Below are 21006 nucleotides of genomic sequence, written 5' to 3' on the forward strand. Positions count from 1 at the left end.
AGTATCGAGAACTAATTTAAGCGTTATAACTCTTTTTCTCGATACAAATATTACTCATTTCAATAGTAAAATTCACTCGAATTAACAAAATTTCATCAAAATGTACGATGTAAAAAGTGTAAGATAATACGCTAAAAATAAACCAAACACATACCATACACACAAAGTAGTAGAAAGTGAAAAACAACCTGTAACAGGTTTAGAATTTTGTTAGTAAAGAAACGGTAAAAATTACACAACAATAAGCAGTAAACTCAAAACAGAGAACTAAAAATAATTGTATTTTTACCTCAACAATTCAATACTATGATTTCACAAGAACAATTTAATAAAGAGTTAGATTTAATTATAGCAAATGCTATTAGAGAAGATATAGGAGATGGAGACCATACATCATTATCATGCATCCCTGCCGATGCAACAGGAAAAGCAAAACTATTAGTAAAAGACGAAGGTATAATAGCGGGAGTAGAATTTGCTAAAATGGTGTTTAACTATGTAGATGCCGATTTAAAAGTTGAAACGTTGATTAATGATGGTTCACCCGTAAAGTACGGAGATATTGTTTTTTATGTATCAGGAAAGTCACAGTCTATTTTAATGGCAGAACGTTTGGTACTAAACGCAATGCAACGTATGAGTGCTATTGCAACCAAAACTAAGTTTTTTGCCAATTTGTTAGAAGGAACCAAAACCAAGGTGTTAGATACCCGTAAAACAACACCAGGAATTCGTGCTTTGGAAAAATGGGCGGTAAAAATAGGAGGCGGAGAAAACCACCGATTTGCTTTATACGATATGGTAATGATTAAAGACAATCACATCGATTTTGCTGGCGGAATTACACAAGCAATTACCAAAACCAAAAAGTACTTAGCAGAAAAAGGATTGGATATTAAAATAATTGTAGAAGCACGTAGCCTAGAAGAAATCGAAGAGATTTTACAAAACGAAGGTGTGTACAGAATTTTGATAGACAACTTTAACTATGAAGATACCCGTAAGGCGGTAGCTATGATAGGAGAGCAATGTTTAACAGAATCTTCTGGAGGAATCAATGAAAAAACCATTAGAGAATACGCAGAGTGTGGGGTTGATTTTATTTCGTCTGGAGCCTTAACACATTCGGTATACAATATGGATTTAAGCTTAAAAGCTGTTGATTAATTAAGAATCGTCATTACGAGTGAAACGAAGTAATCTTAACAGGTAATTACGTTCACTTTGTTTAAATACTAAAAAACAAACCAATGAAAAAACAACTATTACTCATAGCAACGCTAGTAGTAGCGATGTCGTGTAAAACAGAGCAAACTAAAAAAGAAACCACTTCAAACATGGTAGAAAATCCATTATTAGTAAAAAGTTCTTTAGACTTTGGAGCACCAGATTTTACTAAAATAAAGAACGAACATTTTATGCCTGCAATTTTAAAAGGTATGGAAGTTCAAAATGAAGAAATAGCTAAAATTATAGCAAATACAGAAGCGCCAACATTTGAAAATACAATTGTTGCACTTGAAGAAAGTAGCAAAACGTTAGATAATGCTACGGCTGTTTTTTATGCTTTAGCAGGAGCACATACAAACGATACAATTAAAGACAATCAAAAAGAATTAGCACCTAAGTTTTCTAAACACAACGATGAAATTTTATTAAACACTAAGTTGTTTGAAAAAATAAAAGCGGTACACGATAATTTAGAGAATCTAGAATTGGATGCTGAATCTAAACACTTGGTTAAAGAACAGTATAAAAAGTTTGTAAAAGCAGGAGCTAACTTATCTGAAGAAAAGAAAAACGAGTTAAAAGAAATCAATGCAGAATTAGCAAGTTTATCTAACGACTTCGGAAAAAAGTTACTAGACGCGAGTAAAAAAGGAGGTTTAACGGTTACCGATAAAGAACAGTTAAAAGGACTTTCAGAAGAAACAATTAAAGGTTTAGAGAAAGATGGTAAATACGAAATCCAACTGATTAATACCACACAACAACCTTTATTACAAGCTTTAGAAAATAGAGAAGTTCGTAAAGAATTGTTTGAAAAATCAATTCACAGAACTGATGCAGGTGAGTATAACACAAGCGATTTAGTAAAGAAAATGGCTTCGTTACGTGCTAAAAAAGCACAAATCTTAGGTTTTGACAACTTTGCAAGCTGGAGTTTACAAGGAACAATGGCATCTACACCAGATAAAGTATTTGAAATGTTCAACGGATTAATTCCGGGGTCGTTATCAAAAGTAGCTGCTGAAACGAAAGAAATTCAAGCAGAAATCAATAAAGAAGGAAACGACTTTACTTTAGCTCCATACGACTGGAATCATTTTGCAGAAAAAGTACGTAAGTCTAAATACAACTTAAACGAAGATGAGGTAAAACCATATTTTGAGTTAACCAACGTATTAGAAAAAGGTGTGTTTTATGCGGCTACAAAATTATACGGAATCACCTTTAAAAAGCGTACCGATATTCCTACCTATCATCCAGATGTAGTAGTGTATGAAATCTTTGAAGAAGACGGAAGCAAGTTAGGATTGTTCTACGGAGACTTCTTTGCAAGAGATAGTAAGCGCGGTGGCGCGTGGATGGGAGCTTTTGTAAAGCAATCGAAATTAAGAGGTCAAAAACCAGTAATTTACAACGTTTGTAATTACCCAAAACCAGCAGAAGGAGAACCAGCATTAATCAGTTTTGATAATGTAGAAACTACCTTCCATGAGTTCGGACATGCGTTACACGGTTTATTCGGAAATCAAAAATATGCATCAATTTCAGGAACAAGTACTGCAAGAGACTTTGTAGAATTTCCATCGCAGTTCAATGAAAACTGGGCAACTCATCCAGAGGTATTAAATAACTACGCATTACATTATAAAACAGGAGAAGTAATTCCAGATGCGTTATTACAAAAAATTAAGAATGCAGGAACGTTCAATCAAGGATATTCAATTATTGAAAACTTAGCATCTTCTAATTTAGATATGCAATGGCACACCATATCAGCAGATACAAACATTGAAGATGTAGCTAAATTTGAAGAAGAGGCATTAGCTAAAATGAAGTTAAAGATTGATGAGGTGCCACCAAGATACCGTTCAACCTATTTCGCACATATTTTTAGTGGAGGATACGCTGCAGGATACTACTCGTATTTATGGACAGAAATGTTAAGTCATGATGCCTACGATTGGTTTAAAAACAACGGATTGTTAACCAGAGAAAATGGTCAGAAGTTTAGAGAACAAATCTTGTCGAAAGGAAACACGATGGACTATGCAGAAATGTATAAAGTTTTTGCAGGAAGAGATCCACAAGCTGAACCAATGTTAAAAGCGAGAGGATTACAATAAATGAATGATTTCTTTGACAACGAAACATTTACAAAAGTTGATTTTACACTAACAAAAATCAACAAAGGAGAATATGACAGCTGTACGTTCGAGAATTGCAATTTCGAGAACGTACATGCTTCAAATATTGAATTTTTAGAGTGTGAGTTTATCAACTGTAATTTTAGCAATACAGTGGTAAACCACACTTTTTTTAAAGATTGCACTTTTGAAAATTGTAAAATGGTTGGGGTAAAGTTTAATGAATGCAACAACTTTTTGCTAGAAATGAGCTTTCATAACTGCCAACTAAACTTATCTTCTTTTTACCAATTAAAAATTCCTACTACAAAATTTATAAGTTGTAATTTGCAAGAAGTAGATTTTGTTGAAGCTGACTTAAGTAGGGGGCTCTTTAAAGATTGTGATTTAAAAGGAGCAATTTTTGATCAGACGAATTTAGAAAAAGCAGATCTTACAACTGCCACTAATTTTGCAATCGACCCTGAAAATAATAGGGTTAAAAAAGCAAAATTTTCCAATGAAAACATAATAGGGTTATTGTATAAGTATGATATTGTGGTGGAGTAAAATTTGAAAGTGAAAAAGTTTGAAAGATGCAAAGTTGAAAGTGAAAAACGAAAAATTAAAAGCTAATAGCATAGAGCCAAAAGCCAGCAGCTAACAAAAATGACTAAACAGATAGAAGAAAACCTTGAGAAAATTCCAGTAATTAACTGGCTCGTAGCCTTTGGAAAGAAAATTAAAATTCCGGGGTTAGAAGGAATGTCTTTGTATGATGTACTCGAAATGTATGTTATAGGTATTGTAAAAGGAGCATTAACAACAAGGGCAGGAGGTATTGCTTTTAGTTTCTTTATGGCAATCTTTCCATTCTTATTATTCATTTTAACGCTTATCCCATACATCCCAATTGATGGATTCCAAGACGGACTACTCTCTTTAATGCAAGAGGCGTTACCACCAAAAACCTTTGAAGCGGTAGATTTTGTGATAAAAGATATTATTAACAATCAGTACGGAGGATTGTTATCATTCGGTTTTTTAGCGTCTATTTTTTTAATGACAAATGGTGTAAATGCCATATTTGGTGGGTTTGAATATTCTTATCATGTAAAAGAAATGAGAAGCGTTTTTAGAGCTTATGTTGTTTCTTTAGGGGTGTCATTACTCATGTCTTTTTTCTTAATAGTTACCGTAACGCTGATTATTTTTTATCAAGTAGCGTTAACAAGAATCCATAAGTTTGGATGGCTAAACACAGGAGATTTAGATTTGTTTTACTACGGAAGAGGTTTCTTGTTTTTAGTGATGATTTTTACCATTGTATCCCTACTTTTTAGATACGGAACCAAACAAGGAAAAGAAGTGAAATTCTTTTCACCAGGAGCTATTTTAACTACCGTAGTATCTATGTTTACTTTTTATTTATTTGGAATTTATGTAGTAAAGTTTGCGCAATATAACCAACTATATGGTTCAATTGGTACGCTGTTAATTTTAATGCTTTTTGTGTGGTTAAACGCCATTATTCTACTCTTAGGTTTTGAGTTAAACGCTACAATTTATCGTTTAAAACGCAAAAATAAAGCGAGAGCTAAATAACATTTTTCTTCATATTTTTTCGGATATTTGCAGGCTAAAACGCAAAACAAATTACGAATTTTTAATTACGAATTGTCAATTAACTCCTAATTGAAAAAATCATAATTATACGTTAATGCTTAGTACAACTTAGGGCAAACAGCTAAGGACTAACGACTAAAAACTAATAAAATGAAACCAGGAATCCCAAAAGGAACAAGAGATTTTTCATCAACGGAAGTAGCAAAGAGAAACTATATTTTTAATACGATTAAACATTCGTTTGAAAATTTCGGATTTCAACCTATTGAAACGCCAAGTTTTGAAAACTCTTCTACATTAATGGGAAAATATGGAGAAGAAGGGGATCGATTGATTTTTAAAATCTTGAATTCTGGTGATTATTTAAAGAAAGTAGATGAAAACTTATTGGCAGATAAAGACAGTCAAAAAGTTACGTCGAAAATTTCTGAAAAAGCCTTACGTTACGACTTAACAGTACCGTTTGCACGTTACGTAGTACAACACCAAAACGAAATTACGTTTCCGTTTAAGCGCTACCAAATTCAACCAGTTTGGAGAGCTGATAGACCTCAAAAAGGACGTTTCCGCGAGTTTTATCAATGTGATGCCGATGTGGTAGGAAGTACTTCACTATGGCAAGAAGTTGAGTTTGTGCAATTATATGATACCGTTTTTAGTAAGTTAGGGTTAAATGGTACGACTATCAAAATCAATAACCGAAAAATCTTATCTGGAATAGCTGAGGTAATTGGAGCATCAGACAAGTTGATTGATTTTACAGTGGCTTTAGATAAGTTAGATAAAATAGGAAAAGACGGTGTGGTTAAGGAGATGTTGGAGAAAGGAATTTCTGTAGAAGCGATAGAAAAAGTTGATCCGTTATTTAATTTTTCAGGAAGTAATCAAGATAAGTTAGCTTCTTTAGAGGCTATGTTACAAGAATCGGAAGAAGGATTACAAGGTGTAGCTGATTTAAGAACTGTGGTTGATAATGTAGAAAGTATTGGGCTAGATTCAGCAAGCTTAGAATTAGATGTAACCTTAGCTAGAGGATTGAACTATTACACAGGAGCTATTTATGAAGTAGCAGCACCTGAAGGTGTAAAAATGGGTTCTATTGGTGGTGGAGGTCGTTATGACGATCTGACAGGTATTTTCGGTTTAAAAGATGTTTCTGGAGTAGGAATATCTTTCGGGTTGGATAGAATTTACTTGGTGATGGAAGAATTAGGACTGTTTGAAGCAGTAGAATTACCAAAACCTAAAGTATTGTTCTTAAACTTTGACGAAAACGAGAGTTTAGATAAAATAAAAGCCATAAAAGCATTAAGACAGAACAATATTAAGTCAGAAATGTATCCAGATGTGGCAAGCAGTAACAACCAGCAAAAAAAGCAATGGAAGTATGCTACAAATAGAGAAATAGAGTTTGTAGTTACAACTGTTGAAAACGGTACGCTTGTTGTTAAAAATATGTCTACAGGAGAGCAAACTACTTGTTCTTTAGACGAATTGATAAATAAAGTGCAGTAAATTACCAACAATGTTGTAAATTTGCGCCCTACTAATTTTAGATAGAAATGTTTGAAGTGAACAACAACAAAATGAATGACGATAGAATTGACGAAATAGGAGAGAACCACATTGCTACGTCGGCTAAAACACCTTTACGTGCAGATGCTTTCGATATTTCTGACGACGAAAAAATAGAAAGAATTCAAGAAAGTGTTAAAGAAATTCTTGAAACTCTAGGAATGGACTTAACAGACGATAGCATGCAAGGTACCCCTAAAAGAGTTGCAAAAGCTTTCGTAAATGAGTTGTTTATGGGTTTAAACCCAAAAAACAAACCAAAGGCATCAACATTTGACAATACATACAAGTATGGTGAAATGTTAGTTGAAAAAAACATTATTGTATATTCAACATGTGAGCATCATTTATTACCAATTATTGGTAGAGCACATGTGGCGTATATTTCAAATGGTAAAGTAATCGGTTTATCTAAGATGAATCGTATTGTAGAGTATTACGCTAAGCGTCCGCAAGTACAAGAGCGTTTAACAATGCAAGTAGTACAAGCTATGCAAGAAGCATTAGGAACGCAAGATGTTGCTTGTGTTATAGATGCTAAACATTTATGCGTTAACTCACGAGGAATTAAAGATATTGAAAGCAGTACAGTAACTGCTGAGTTTGGTGGAGCATTTAAAAACAAAGAAACCAAGCGTGAATTCTTAGATTACATAAAATTAAACACTGATTTTCAATAGAAAATAAGTTGTAAATAAATTACAAAGCTCATTCTTTAGAATGAGCTTTTTTTACTTCTAGTAAAAAAGTATAACAAGAGAACTCTCAACTAAGGTTGAGAGTTTTTTGTTTTTATCTATACCTAAATTAGTTTTTAACTAGTTGAAATACAGTGTTATTTACGTTTAGTTAAAACTAAAACCTTTGGTGTTAACAATTCTGTTACGCTATAATAGCAATTCGTAAAAGTTTTCTTAATGTTTAAAAGTTTACAAATAGTAAAATAATGTAGTGATTTGCAATATTAATTTTAATAATTGTAAATAATAAACCAATGAATAATTTTAAACTTTTACTAAGTTCACTATTTGTTCTTTTTACATGTAGTGCAGCTTTAGGTCAGGGGGCTACTATTGTTGGAATAGTAAATGATGGAAATTATCCTTTGCCTGGTGCTAGTGTTATGTTGTCGGGAACAACAAAAGGCGTTAACACAGATTTTGATGGAAATTTTGTGTTGTCTAATGTCAAAAAGGGGGAAGTTACCTTAGAGATATCTTACATAGGTTTTGAAACAAAAAGAGTTTCAATTAACACGAATGTAAAGAAAAATGTAGGTGTAATTACGTTAGTACCATCTAACCAAAATTTAGAAGAAGTAATTATTACCTCTTCAGGAAGAAGAAACAGTGAAGCAAGAGCATTGAGTATTCAAAAGAAATCAATGAGTATTATGAATGTGATTGCAGCAGATGGAATAGGGAAATTACCAGACAGAAATGCAGCGGAAACGGTACAACGTATTCAAGGATTATCTATTGAAAGAGATCAAGGAGAAGGACGTTTTGTATCAGTTCGTGGATTGCCGCCATTCTGGGCTTCTACAACAATTAACGGAAACCGTATTCCTACCGCAGAAGAAGAAACAACTTCAAGAGCAACGGCTTTCGATTTTTTCCCATCAGAGTTAATCTCATATGTACAAGCAGCAAAAGCATACACACCAGATATGGAAGCTGATGGTATTGGTGGAGGAGTAAACTTTATTACACAAACAGCACCAGCAAAAAGAGTTTTAAACGTAAATGTTGGTGGTGGTTATAATGAAAAATCTGGAGAGCCTATTTACAATGCTTCATTAACGTATGGAAATAGAAGTAAAGATGGAAAGTTTGGATTTATTGTAAACGGTTCATATTGGAATAGAAACTGGGGAACGGACAATTTTGAAGCGAGAAGAAAAGGTGATGAAGGTGTGTTTAGAATGGAGTTAAGAGATTACAACGGTGTAAGAATAACCAAAGGGTTAAATGGAGCGATGGAGTATAATTTTACACCAGAGCATAAAATGCACTTTAGGGGAGTGTACGGAACATTGTCAGATACCGAAACACACTACAAGCACAGAGTACGTTTTGATAAGTTTGATTCAGGAACAAACACAGCAAGGGTTGAGTTACAAAATATCTACAATGAATTAATTACTGAAATGATTGGTGGTGAAATTGGAGGGCGACATATTACAGGTAATGGTAAGTTTGATTGGAGTATAGCTAATTATAATAATGAGTTTAGATACGGAGGAATTCCAACAGAGCAAGATAAGAGCTACTATGTAGTGAAGTTTAAGCAAGATGGAGTAGGAATGAAACCTGAATATTTACAGAATAGACCGGAAGCAGATGGTGGAGCTGGAGACGATAGAGCTTATTGGAAAGCAGATGGTGGATTGTTAGACTATAACGATACAGATGCTTTATTTGGTTTCTTTAGCGATCCTTCATTTAAAATGGATGCATCTCAAATGTCGTTTGCAGATTTAGAGTTGTATAAAATATCAATTAAAGAGCGTGATAATATTGTAGCGTCTTTAAACTATGAGCATACTTTTAATAACAACTTTAAAATAAAAGTAGGTACAAAGTATAGAGATAAGGATCGTAGAGCTAAGTTTGAGGACGTGTATTATGGTTGGGATGAAGCAAACGCAGGAACAAAACCTAACTTGTCAGAGTATTCTCAAAATATCATAGAGCAACCAGGAAGAGCTGATTTTTTAAACGAAATGGGGTCTAATATTCAATCTACTTTTGGGCCAGTATTATCAGAACAAGGAATGGTAAACTTCTGGAAAAACAATAAAAACAACCTAACTGTTTTAGAAGGAGATTCAGAAATTTTAGAGAACGGTGGAGGTTTAGGAAGAAACTTTAATGTAGATGAAACTCATTTATCATTCTATGGAATGGGAACCTTAAAATTATCAGATCAATTCACGGTATTGGGAGGTTTACGAGCTACCAAAACAGAAACAGAGGTAAATGGATATGTTTGGGATGCTGATCAAAGCCAATTAAATGCTGTAAGAAATGTAAAAGACTATTGGGCAGTATTACCAATGTTACATGTAAAATACTCTCCAAAAACTGATTTAAACATTCGTTTTGCAGCAACAAGAAGTTTTTCAAGGCCAAACTTTGGAGATATTGCTCCAGGAGGTACCTTCATCTCATTTGATAACGAGTTTAAAGGAGGGAATCCAAACTTAAACCCTACATTCTCATGGAACTTTGACTTATTAGGAGAGTACTACTTTAAAAATGTAGGAGTAATAAATGCAGGTATTTTCTATAAATCAATTACAGATCCTGTATTCAACGATACATATCAAGGTACTTACAACGGAAATACAGGAGTAGAGTTTAGTACACCTGTAAATGGAGCAGACGCTTGGATTGGTGGTATAGAATTAGGAATTAACAAACGATTTGATTTCTTACCAGGATTCTTACAATACTTCGGAACTCAGTTAAATGCAACATTTATGGATTCTGAAATGACAAAACCAAGTGGAAGAAAAGTATCTATTGCATACCAAGCCAATACCTTATTTAATGCACAGTTATTCTTTGAAAAAGGAGGATTCAATACACGATTAGCCTATAACCACAAAGGAAGCTATGCAATTGGGTTTGGAGAAAGAGACATTGATGATATTTACTATGGAAAATACAACACACTAGATTTTTCAGCCTCATATCAAATAGGTAAAAACTGGACCATTTTTACAGATGTAAATAACATATTAAACAATGCCCTAATTTATCATTATGGAAAAACTGAAGACCGTCCTAAGCAAGTAGAATTCTACGGTATAAAAGGAAGCATCGGTGTAAAGTATAATCTGTAATGAACTTGTTTTCTGTTTATAAATGCAATGCGGGCTCTCATTTTTATGAGGGCTTGCATTATTAAAAATGTTAGTATGAATATAAGATTTATAGCAAGAGCCTCTATAGCAGCTTTCGGTACGTACTTTTGTATGTACGCTTTTCGAAAGCCATTTACAGTAGCCACTTTTGCCGATGAAAGTTTTTGGGGAATTGATTATAAAATTCTCTTGATAATAGCCCAAGTAGTAGGGTATACATTATCAAAGTTTATAGGGATAAAAGTCATTTCCGAAATGAAATCAGGTAAAAGGATGCTCGCTTTAGTTAGCTTTATTCTATTTGCAGAAGTAAGCTTATTAGGTTTTGCTATAACTCCCGCACCCTACAATATCTTATTCCTGTTTTTAAATGGATTGCCCTTAGGCATGGTTTGGGGAATTGTGTTTTCTTATTTAGAAGGAAGAAAAGCCACAGAACTATTAGGAGTAATCTTGTCCTCAAGTTTTATAGTTTCTTCAGGAGCTGTAAAATCAGTCGGGAAAATAGTGTTGGATAGTTTTGGATTTAACGAACATTGGATGCCTTTTATAACGGGACTGTTTTTTATAATTCCGTTGATATTTTTTGCTTGGTTATTAGAGAAGTTACCCAAACCAACAGCAGAAGATACACGACTTAAAGTAGTACGTAAACCATTAGATTCAGCAGGAAGAAAAAAGTTATTCAAAGAATTTTCAGGCCCTTTAATACTCATTGTTTTCTTTTTTATGTTACTCACAGCATTGAGAGATTTTAGAGACAACTTTGCACGAGAAATCTGGGACTCTTTAGAGTACAAAGATGCTTCAATTTATAGTATTTCAGAAATTCCTATAGCCATTATTGTACTCATTATTTTAGGGGTAATAGGAAGTATTAGCAAAAACTACAAAGCATTTGTTTACTATCATTATGTGTTGTTTGTATCGTGCTTAGCAGTGATTATTAGTACTTATTTATTTCAGTACAATGAAATTTCAGCATTAACGTGGATGATTATTTCTGGTTTAGGATTGTATAGTTGCTATGTGCCTTTTAACGGAATATTTTTCGACCGCATGATAGCTACTTTTAAAATAAACGGAAATGTTGGGTTCTTAATCTATATAGCTGATGCTTTTGGTTACTTAGGAAGTATATTAATTCTTTTATATAAAAACTTCGGAAAAGGAGATATTTCATGGCTAAGCTTTTTTACATACGCACTTTACATTTTAGCATTTATAGGAATATTTATAACACTATATAGCTTTTACTTTTTTAAAGCTAAAAAAAACAAAGAACAAAAAATAAATCAATTAGTATATGAATCATAAATATGACCTTATTGTTGTTGGAGGGGGAGTTTTAGGAACTTTTCATGCCTATCATGCTGCAAAGAAAGGGTTGTCAGTAGCTATTTTAGAAAAAGATAACAAACCACAAGGAGCTACCGTTCGTAATTTCGGACAAGTAGTGCCTTCAGGAATGAATCAAAAATGGCAAAACTATGGAAGAGAAAGTTTAGCTATTTATAAAAGCATTCAAGAACAGTTTGATGTTTCCATACGTCAAAACGGAACCGTATATATTGCTTCAAACGAAGAAGAAGTTCAGTTAATAGAAGAATTGCATCAAATTAATAAGAATAATAGCTATACGTCACAGCTGTTAACCAAAGAACAATGTTTAGATAAATATGCTGGCTTGCGTAGTGATTATTGTCAAGCAGGGTTATTTTTTCCTGAAGAAGTAACTGTGGAGCCTAGAGTTATGATTCTTCGTTTACATGAGTTCATGAAAAAAGAATTGAATGTAACAATACACTATAATACTAAGGTGATGGCTACAAACAATGTTACCAGTGGTGTATCAGTGTTAACATCAAATTCCGAAGAAGTATTGGCGTCAAAAGTAATCATCTGCAACGGAAGTGATTTTAAAACACTGTATCCGTCAATATATAATGAAAGTGATTTAATTGTATCGAAGCTACAAATGATGCAAACAAAACGACAAAAGAATTACCAACTAGACGGATCTATTTTAACAGGATTGACTATTAGAAGGTACGAAGCTTTTGAAGAATGTGCTTCGTGGAATACAATAAAAGCTAATGAAGACCCGAATTCGTTTGAGAAAAAATACGGAGTACATATTTTATTTAAGCAAGCAACAGATGGTTCTGTTATTTTGGGTGATTCACACGAATATGCAACGGCAAAAAATATAGATGATCTTGGATTTGACTTGAATGAAGATATAGATAACTTCATGATTCAAGAAGCTAAAAAAATTATCGATTTACCAACGTACGAAATTCAGCATCGTTGGGCAGGATTTTATAGCCAATGTAAAACCAAAGATCTTTTTGAACATTCGGTAGGAGAAAATATACACATTGTAACAGGAATTGGAGGGAAAGGAATGACAGGTAGCGCAGGCTTTTCAAAAGAAAGTATTAATAAATTATTTTAAGTAAATAGATGTTAGAAAATATTAAAATGGTTGTTTTTGATATGGCAGGAACAACAGTAGATGAGCAAAATGTAGTGTATAAAACCTTACATAAAGCATTAAATACACACGGAGTAGCAGTTGATTTAAATACCGTTTTAAAAATTGGAGCAGGAAAAGAAAAACATCAAGCAATAAAAGATGTTTTAGTTGAATTCAAGCCGAATAAACTGGGGGAGTCTGAAGCAATATTTGAAGAATTCAAAAAAATGCTGGATGAAGCTTATGAAAACTTAGAAGTAAAGCCTATAAAAGGCGTAGAGAATGTATTGCTTAATTTAAGACAAAAAGGAATAATAGTAGTTTTAAATACGGGTTATAACAGACAAGTAGCAGAAAAGTTGTTAGAAAAATTAGCATGGGACAAGAATATACATTACGATATGTTATTAACAGCCTCTGATGTAGAAAATGGACGTCCTCATCCAGAAATGATACAAAAAGCAATGGAAACATTTAATATAACTGATGCTAGTTTTGTTTTAAAAGCAGGAGATTCAGCCATCGATATTGAGGAAGGTAAAAATGCAAATTGTGGTGTAACCATCGGTGTTTTATCAGGAGCGCAAACAAAAGAACAATTAGAAGTCCAAAATCCAGATTATATTTTGTTGTCTTTAAGTGAGTTAGTTTAATAAAATGTAAATGATATGTTTGCTAAATATATCTTTAATGTTAGCTAATTTATCTTTGTATTAAGACTCGAAAACTGTCTTTTAAAAGTTTACTAATAGTGTATTTTTGATTAGTAAATTAACTATTAGTAAACTTTTTAAAATGAAAACCAATTATTTAGTAAAGCTAAGCGCTTTAATTTTATTGTTCGCATTGTCGAGCTGTCAAGAGAACAACTTGGATGAGGTATCCAAAAAAAAAGGAAAACTAGAACGACAAAGAAAATCTTCTTTAAAGAAAAAGGTACTTGTTGTAGGCTTTGATGGAATCCAATTTGAGAAAATTGCAGGAACTTCCACTCCAAATTTAGATAAGCTGAGTATTGTAAAAGGGTATGCAGGAGGTATCGATAATACTTCTTCTGAACAAAAAACAAGTAGTGGACCGGGGTGGTCAACTATTTTAACAGGTGTTTGGGTAAACAAACACGGAGTTACAGACAACAATACTTCTCATATTTCGAAAGCGAAAAGTGTTTTTCAATTAATTAAAGAATCAAATTCAGGGCTAAAAACTGCTAGTGTTGTTACTTGGGGACCTATTCATGATTTTTTTAGAGAGCAACTGAACTATATTGATTACCACTCAAAAAGTGGAGGAGATGAAAATACGGTCACAGGAGCCATTCATGCAATTAATAATGAAAATTCAGACGTGGTTTTTGTGCATCTTGATGATGTAGATGGTGTAGGGCATTCGTTAGGTTTTGGTAGTGCTTATAATAATGCTATTACCAAAGCAGACGAACAGTTCGGTAGAATTGTAGCTGAGGTAGAAAAAAGAACGAACGAAGATTGGTTAATATTAGTAGTAACAGATCACGGAAGAGGTTTTGGTGGATTTAACCATGGAGGACAAACAACGCAAGAAAAAACAATTTTTGTAGGAATGAACAAAGAAGGAAACGCTGAATTCAACTCATATGTTTCAAATGTACCAAATCAAGATTTTGGCGGAATTTACGGTCATGTTGCACAAACAGCAATCGTTCCTTCTATCTTAACTCACTTAAATATCCCCATTCAAAAAGAATGGCAATTAAATAGTACTTCTTTAGTAGGGAGTGTGGGTACTAGGAAGGTAATGATGCAAAATACCAATACAGTTTATTGGAGTTCTAACGCATCTAACAATGTTGATGTTTATAAAAACAATGCATACGTAGCAACGGTACCTGCTTCACAAGGGTATTTTACCGATGCTAACAATTCTGATGGAAGTATTAACTACACCCTGTTACTTGACGGACAAACAGGTTCTGTGGCTTATAATAATTCTCAAATAATAGCAGGATTAGATTGGAATGATTTTGCAGACAATAGAGCTTATTTTTTTAGAAGTGACAATAGTTACATACGTTATGACAAACTGTTAGATAAGTCTGATGATGGTTACCCAAAAGAGGTAAATAACAGTACTTGGCCAGGGTTAGGGGCGTATAAAGATTTAATTAGTGCAGCTTTTAAATGGCATAATCATAAAGGATATTTCTTCTTAAAAGATGGAAGGTATTTACGTTACGATATGAATAATGACTCTGTAGATTCAGGATATCCAGCAAATATAACAAATGGAAATTGGCCTGGTTTGGAACCATATAAGAATAAAATTGTGGCAGCTTTTAAAAGGAATAATAGTAGAGCTTATTTCTTTTTAAACGATGGAACTTATATAAGATATAGTATAACAAATGACTCTGTAGATTCTGGGTACCCTGTAGCTATTACCAATGGAAGCTGGCCGGGGTTAGGAGATTACGCAACAAAGATTACAGCAGCTGTAGATTGGGACTTAACTTATTGTTATTTTTTCCTTGATGATAATACATACATTAAGTATAACAAATCAACAGATAGTGCAGTATCAGGTTATCCTAAAGAGGTTAACAATAGCACTTGGCCTGGATTAAAAAACTAAAAGATTAAAATAAGTAGGGTGTGTGAGCACCCTACTTAATTATTTTCTGAATAAAAATATAGTACCAACATGGTACAAGGTGTTTGAGTACGATTAACAGGTACATGAGGAAGCCTTCCGTCAAAATACAAAGAGTCACCTTCTTTAACTGTAACTTCAACATTATCGATAAGATAGGTGCATTCACCACTCATAATGTATTTAAACTCCCAGGCATCAGTAATTACCTTTTCTCTTTTAGAATTGGGAGATACAGTTAATAAAACAGCTTCAAAACCAACGGCATTTAAACTTTTACCAAAAATTTGATAATACGTAAATCCTTCAGCTTCTACTTCTTTTTCTATTAATTGCTGTTCCTCTTTTTTAATATGAATATATTTTGAACCAGTTTTTTTCTCAACTCCTTCAAAAAAAGTACTGGCATCTATTTCTAAAGCACTTATAATTTCTAATAAAACAGGTAAAGATGGAATGGTTCTTCCGTTTTCTATTCTTGAAATTAGACCATTACTTACTTGTGCATTGGTTGCTAAAGTATTGATAGTAATATGTTGCTTTTTTCTAATTTCTTTAATTCGTTTTCCTATTCCGATTAAAAAATTATCCATAAATATTTACTGATTTTTTCTTAATTTTTTAACGCCATCCACTATAAACCAAGAAGCAAATAATACTCTAAAGAGTAGAAAAATATATTGGTTTTCGGTTGTAAAGCTGAATAAAAGTCGATACACTTCTCTTTTTTGAAAAGAGATGGAAAATGTATTAATTAAAATAAATATACCTATGAATAAATATATAAAAGGAAGTACTTTTCTCACTATTTAACAGGGATTTTAATTTCGTATAGTTTTCTACTACGGTTGTTTAATTTGTTTTCACGTAACCAAGAGTTATGTAGCTTAAGCTCTTTGTAGGTAGTTCCGAATTTTTTAGCAAATAAAGCGATATTACTAATAGCAGTATCTACTTTAACAGTATAGGTTTCAGGTAGGGTATATAAATCTTCTTGGTCAAAAACAAAACCGTATTCCTTAGGGTTAGAAATAATTTCTTTCAAGGCTAAAATTCTAAACACATAACGTTCAGTCTCATCAGGCAATAAAGCATCATAATAACTGGTTACACCTTGAGCATCTAATCTTTTTGAAATACCGTAGTTGCCTGCATTGTAAGCTGCTGCCGCAAGTGTCCAAGAACCGAAACGCTCTTTTGATTTTTTTAAATATTCAGCAGCTACTTTAGTAGATTTTTCAATATGGTAACGTTCATCAACATTACTATTAATTTCTAATCCATATTCTCTTCCTGTTTGTTTCATAAAATGCCACATACCAGCAGCTCCTACATGTGATGTTTCATCAATGAATCCACTTTCAGCCAAGGCTAAAAATTTAAAATCGTCAGGTAAGCCATATTTTTCTAGTAGAGGTTCTAAAATAGGGAAGTATTTATTAGCACGCTTTATTAATAACAATCCGTTAGACTGCCAATAGGTGTTTACCAATAGCTCGCGATCCATTCGTTCTCTAATGTCAGGTTTTTCAATAGGAACTCGTTCTCCAGCTAAATTTAAATCGTTAGGTAGTTTTAAAGCTTTAACCTCATAGCTTTCTGCCACATTTTTAATGGTAGGTTCGTTTGATTTACTTATAGTATTGGTGAATAAAATTCCAACAAATACTATAGTTAAGATAGATAAGAAACGGATTGATTTGTTCATTTGTTCTTTTAGTTTTTGTCAAGTTGTGTAATGGTATTAATCCATCAAAAAACATTCCTTTTTTAATATTTCAGAAATAGTTTTTGCCTTTGTCAGTATCATCACATGTGTACCATTTTCAACTTCAATTGCGTTTTTGATATACTTTATAGGAAAAACCTCGTCTTTTTTTCCATGAATATGTATTATTCCAGGAATTGATTTTTCTTGTTCCCAATGTAATACGTTGTATATAGCCCATTGCAAATACTTTTTATCTCTTATGGATAAATATATTTTATATAGCTCAGCTCGTTTTTTTAAATAATCATTAAAAAAGTAGCGTTCATAACTTTCAATATTTGAAATAACTTTAGAAGGGAAAAGTTTATAGGCTTTTGTTACTTGTACTAATTTAAAACGTTTGGGAAACTCTTTATTGTTTTTAACGCTAGAAATTATAATTATTTTTTTACAATCAATAATTTTACTCATCTCTTGTACGATAATTCCCCCAAAAGAGACCCCAATTAAGATAGGGTTTTTATGTTGGATTTTAGCACATAATCGTTCGGCATATTCTTCAATACTTTCATCGATAGATGTTGGAAGCATCCAATCTAAAAAGTGTAATTCAAAATGTTCTTCTGGTAAAGAAATACGCTCAAATATTTTGGTATTGGCAGCTAAACCAGGAACAAAATATAAGTGAGTTTTAGGCATTATTCAATAAACTTTTTGTCTAATAAAATACCATCTATATATTCATGTATATCAATAAGTTCATCAGGAATATCTTTCCATAAACGAATTAAAATTTGTTTTCCATCATGAACTATGTAAGTGCTAGATAAATCAGGTATTCTAGGATTGTTATAAGCGTCTTTAAAATTTTTAAAATCCTTTTTAGTAAGTTTTTCGTTTAACTCCTGTAGTTGTTTTTCAGAAAGCGTAAATTTCTGAATACCTTTTACAAGTACATATTCTACTCCGTTGTAAACAACGTTTCCTTCTTTATCAATGGAAACAGTATATACTGGACAGTCACCAAAACATTGAGTTTTAGTAATTCTTAAAAGATTGTTTTTTTCTTCGGAAATAATGTTAGTTAATTTTTCATCGGTGTTGGCATCAATCAATCTGAACTCACCACTTTCTTGTAATTTATCAATCCAAAAATCACGTTTCCCTTCTGGAACTTCAACAATACCTATTTTTGAAGCATCTGTTTCATAAGCCATTTTACTCCAAGTTAAACCGCTATTTTTTATAAGTGATTTTACATCATCAATACTTTTAGCGTTTTTAAGAACAACAATCAGTTGATTTTGAGAAGCCATAGGTTTAGTAGCTTCTTATTTAGCAATTATTACTTTTTCAGTTGGCTCTGTTAATTTGGTTTCAGAACCTTTTTTAGGAATACCACAAGAGATTCCTAAGGCTAAAAAAGAGTATAATAAATACTTCATAGGTAGTTTTTTTGATTGAGTGAACTAGTTGACAAGTTAAGCAATAACTTCAGTATCTGCAAAATCAAAACGAACTAAACCATCTTCATCAATTTTTGTTAACGTAACTGTGTGTAATGTATTTACTAATTCAGGATTCCAAGGAGCTTTAACTTTTACATAGTTTTCGGTAAATCCATGGATATACCCTTCTTTGTTCTCACTTTCAAATAAAACTGTTAAGGTGTTACCTAACTGACTTTCATAAAAAGCTCTACGTTTTTTAACAGATAATCCACGCAGCATTTTACTTCGTTTTGCACGTGTTTTCTTTGGAACCACACCATCCATTTCGTTAGCTTCAGTATTTGGTCTTTCAGAATACGTGAAAACGTGTAAGTAAGAAATATCTAAATCAGCTAAATAGTTATAGGTTTCTAAAAACAATTCATCTGTTTCACCAGGGAACCCAACAATAACATCTACACCAATACAAGCGTTAGGCATTACTTCCTTAATTTTTGCAACTCTATCAGTATATACTTTACGTAAATAGCGACGCTTCATTTTCTTTAAAAGTGTGTCACTTCCTGATTGTAGAGGAATGTGAAAATGAGGAACAAACGTATTTGAGTTGGAAACAAAATCAATTGTTTCATCTTTTAATAAGTTAGGTTCAATGGAAGAGATTCGTAAACGGTTAATTCCTTCTACTTTATCAAGAGCTTGTACCAACTCTAAAAAGGTATGTTCGTGCTTTTTGTTACCGAATTCACCTTTTCCGTAGTCACCAATATTTACTCCTGTTAAAACGATTTCTTTAATCCCTTTTTCTGAAATTTCTTTGGCATTTTTCAATACATTTTCTAACGTATCACTTCGAGAAATTCCACGAGCTAGCGGTATCGTACAGTAAGTACATTTGTAGTCACAACCATCTTGCACTTTTAAAAAAGCACGAGTACGATCTCCAATAGAATAAGAACCTACATAAAAATCGGCATCTTCAATCTCACAAGAATGTACTTCACCAATGTCATTTTTGGTTAAGTCGTTAATATAGCTAGTTACATTAAACTTTTCCGTAGCACCCAGTACCAAATCTACCCCATCAACTGCAGCTAATTCTTCTGGCTTTAATTGTGCATAACATCCTACACCAATAACAAAAGCTTCTTCATTTTTCTTTAAAGCAGATTTTACAATACTCTTAAAGCGTTTATCAGCATTATCTGTTACCGAACAAGTATTAATCACATATATATCTGCTTCCTCTTCAAACTCGACACGTTCAAATCCTTCATTAACAAAGTTTCTGGCAATAGTTGAGGTTTCTGAAAAATTTAATTTACAACCTAAGGTGTAAAAAGCTACTTTCTTATCTACATTCATCTTTTCTCTATCCTAAATAAAAAACAAAAGCCTTGTACAAGTCTTTAATTTTTTAGAAGTTCGTATAGTTTATTTAATCTACGACTGCTTAAAGCAGTTTTGGGTTTGCAAAAGTACGATAATATTCATGATTTTTGAAACGAAAAGATTACTTATTCGAAAGCTTCAAGTTGTTGATATAGAACCTTTTTATGAGCTAGAAAGCAATCCGAAAGTATTGCAATACGCCACTGGGGAACCTAAAGATTTAGAAGAAAGTAAAGAGGATTTAGAACAGCTTATAGCACGATACACTAATAAAGAAAATGATTTTTGGATATATGCCATAGAACGTAAGTCAGACAATGAATTTGTAGGTACGGTTGCTTTGGTAAAAGATGAAGAAGGAAATGATGAAATAGGATATCGGTTTATAGAACGATACTGGGGAAATGGTTTTGCAACTGAACTTTGTGAAGGATTAATACAGTACTGTAAATCCATAGGAATGAAAAAACTTATAGGGTGTGTGGTGGATAAAAATGTTGCTTCCGCTAAAATATTAGAACGATTCAACTTTGTTGCGGTAGAGAAATTTATAAGTGACGATATTGGTCTACCAGAAACTAAATATGAACTAATTTTATGATAGTAGGTAATTTAAAACTTCCGTATTACGCAGTAATTTTCACGACAACTCTTTCAGATGATACAGAAGGATATTATGAAATGGCTGAAAAAATGGACAATTTAGCTAAAGAACAAGATGGGTATTTAGGTGTTGAGTCGACAAGGAGCAATGTAGGCATTACGGTTTCTTATTGGGAAAGTTTGGATGCTATTGTAAAATGGAAAAATAATGTAGAGCATACTGAAGCTAGAAATAAAGGAAGAGAAAGGTGGTATAAAAAATATCAACTACGTATATGTAAAGTAGAACGAGAGTATGGTTTTGAAAAAGGATAGGT

18 protein-coding genes are annotated in these 21006 nt (G+C 32.7%); 13 read left to right on the forward strand and 5 right to left on the reverse strand.

From position 1 onward, the window contains the following. The first annotated feature begins 306 nt into the window (after positions 1–306). The 11 genes from nadC (at position 307) to AC3VJB_RS01495 (ending at position 15514) form a co-directional block, all read left to right on the forward strand. Positions 307–1167 (forward strand): carboxylating nicotinate-nucleotide diphosphorylase, encoded by an 861-nt coding sequence (gene nadC, locus AC3VJB_RS01445; RefSeq protein ID WP_073184794.1) that lies wholly within the window; start codon positions 307–309, stop codon positions 1165–1167. Positions 1168–1250: 83 nt separating this feature from the next. Continuing rightward, entirely contained in the window at positions 1251–3353 is a 2103-nt protein-coding gene (locus AC3VJB_RS01450) for a M3 family metallopeptidase (RefSeq protein ID WP_497666655.1), read from the forward strand. Next, positions 3354–3923 carry a pentapeptide repeat-containing protein gene (locus AC3VJB_RS01455; protein WP_497666656.1) on the forward strand — a complete coding sequence of 190 codons (570 nt, stop codon included), beginning with the start codon at positions 3354–3356 and terminating at the stop codon, positions 3921–3923. It begins immediately after the preceding gene. A 99-nt stretch (positions 3924–4022) separates the two neighbouring features. Then, entirely contained in the window at positions 4023–4958 is a 936-nt protein-coding gene (locus AC3VJB_RS01460) for a YihY/virulence factor BrkB family protein (protein ID WP_497666657.1), read from the forward strand. Positions 4959–5129: 171 nt separating this feature from the next. Next, the gene (gene hisS, locus AC3VJB_RS01465; RefSeq protein WP_497666658.1) at positions 5130–6494 is read left to right on the forward strand and encodes a histidine--tRNA ligase; all 1365 of its coding nucleotides are present in this window, start codon (positions 5130–5132) and stop codon (positions 6492–6494) included. Positions 6495–6541: 47 nt separating this feature from the next. Beyond that, on the forward strand, positions 6542–7234 hold the full coding sequence (gene folE, locus AC3VJB_RS01470; protein ID WP_047790480.1) for a GTP cyclohydrolase I FolE: 693 nt from the start codon (positions 6542–6544) through the stop codon (positions 7232–7234). 314 nt (positions 7235–7548) lie between these two features. Continuing rightward, the gene (locus AC3VJB_RS01475) at positions 7549–10404 is read left to right on the forward strand and encodes a TonB-dependent receptor (protein WP_497666659.1); all 2856 of its coding nucleotides are present in this window, start codon (positions 7549–7551) and stop codon (positions 10402–10404) included. Positions 10405–10479: 75 nt separating this feature from the next. Continuing rightward, positions 10480–11742 carry a DUF5690 family protein gene (locus AC3VJB_RS01480; protein ID WP_239180721.1) on the forward strand — a complete coding sequence of 421 codons (1263 nt, stop codon included), beginning with the start codon at positions 10480–10482 and terminating at the stop codon, positions 11740–11742. Further along, the gene (locus AC3VJB_RS01485; protein ID WP_437824107.1) at positions 11732–12883 is read left to right on the forward strand and encodes a TIGR03364 family FAD-dependent oxidoreductase; all 1152 of its coding nucleotides are present in this window, start codon (positions 11732–11734) and stop codon (positions 12881–12883) included. Before AC3VJB_RS01480 ends, AC3VJB_RS01485 begins: the two co-directional genes overlap by 11 nt. Positions 12884–12891: 8 nt before the next feature. Continuing rightward, a complete protein-coding gene (locus tag AC3VJB_RS01490; protein WP_281980677.1) occupies positions 12892–13557 on the forward strand; it encodes a phosphonatase-like hydrolase in 666 nt (221 codons plus the stop codon). Between the two features lie 142 nt (positions 13558–13699). After that, positions 13700–15514, forward strand: coding sequence for a hemopexin repeat-containing protein (locus AC3VJB_RS01495; RefSeq protein WP_437824109.1), 1815 nt, complete (start codon positions 13700–13702; stop codon positions 15512–15514). 35 nt (positions 15515–15549) lie between these two features. On the opposite strand, the gene AC3VJB_RS01500 is transcribed toward AC3VJB_RS01495, so the two are convergent. The 5 genes from AC3VJB_RS01500 to mtaB all read right to left on the reverse strand — a co-directional run bounded on the left by AC3VJB_RS01500 (position 15550) and on the right by mtaB (position 20059). Next, complete coding sequence (locus tag AC3VJB_RS01500; RefSeq protein ID WP_047790475.1) at positions 15550–16125, reverse strand: helix-turn-helix domain-containing protein; 576 nt, start codon at positions 16123–16125, stop codon at positions 15550–15552. Positions 16126–16337: 212 nt separating this feature from the next. Further along, positions 16338–17240: a lytic transglycosylase domain-containing protein gene (locus AC3VJB_RS01505; protein WP_253680626.1), complete on the reverse strand. Its 903-nt coding sequence runs from the start codon at positions 17238–17240 to the stop codon at positions 16338–16340. 36 nt (positions 17241–17276) lie between these two features. Further along, positions 17277–17942 carry an alpha/beta hydrolase gene (locus tag AC3VJB_RS01510; RefSeq protein WP_437824111.1) on the reverse strand — a complete coding sequence of 222 codons (666 nt, stop codon included), beginning with the start codon at positions 17940–17942 and terminating at the stop codon, positions 17277–17279. Continuing rightward, positions 17942–18559 carry a DUF6438 domain-containing protein gene (locus AC3VJB_RS01515; RefSeq protein ID WP_497666660.1) on the reverse strand — a complete coding sequence of 206 codons (618 nt, stop codon included), beginning with the start codon at positions 18557–18559 and terminating at the stop codon, positions 17942–17944. The genes AC3VJB_RS01510 and AC3VJB_RS01515 overlap by 1 nt, the downstream gene beginning before the upstream one ends. A gap of 165 nt (positions 18560–18724) precedes the next feature. Then, the gene (gene mtaB / locus AC3VJB_RS01520; RefSeq protein ID WP_253680620.1) at positions 18725–20059 is read right to left on the reverse strand and encodes a tRNA (N(6)-L-threonylcarbamoyladenosine(37)-C(2))-methylthiotransferase MtaB; all 1335 of its coding nucleotides are present in this window, start codon (positions 20057–20059) and stop codon (positions 18725–18727) included. A gap of 127 nt (positions 20060–20186) precedes the next feature. Between mtaB and AC3VJB_RS01525 the strand changes: the two genes are divergently transcribed. Further along, complete coding sequence (locus tag AC3VJB_RS01525; protein ID WP_497666661.1) at positions 20187–20687, forward strand: GNAT family N-acetyltransferase; 501 nt, start codon at positions 20187–20189, stop codon at positions 20685–20687. Continuing rightward, the gene (locus tag AC3VJB_RS01530) at positions 20684–21004 is read left to right on the forward strand and encodes an antibiotic biosynthesis monooxygenase family protein (RefSeq protein ID WP_497651934.1); all 321 of its coding nucleotides are present in this window, start codon (positions 20684–20686) and stop codon (positions 21002–21004) included. The genes AC3VJB_RS01525 and AC3VJB_RS01530 overlap by 4 nt, the downstream gene beginning before the upstream one ends. Positions 21005–21006: the final 2 nt, after the last annotated feature.

The organism is Tenacibaculum sp. TB-53 (assembly GCF_059716285.2).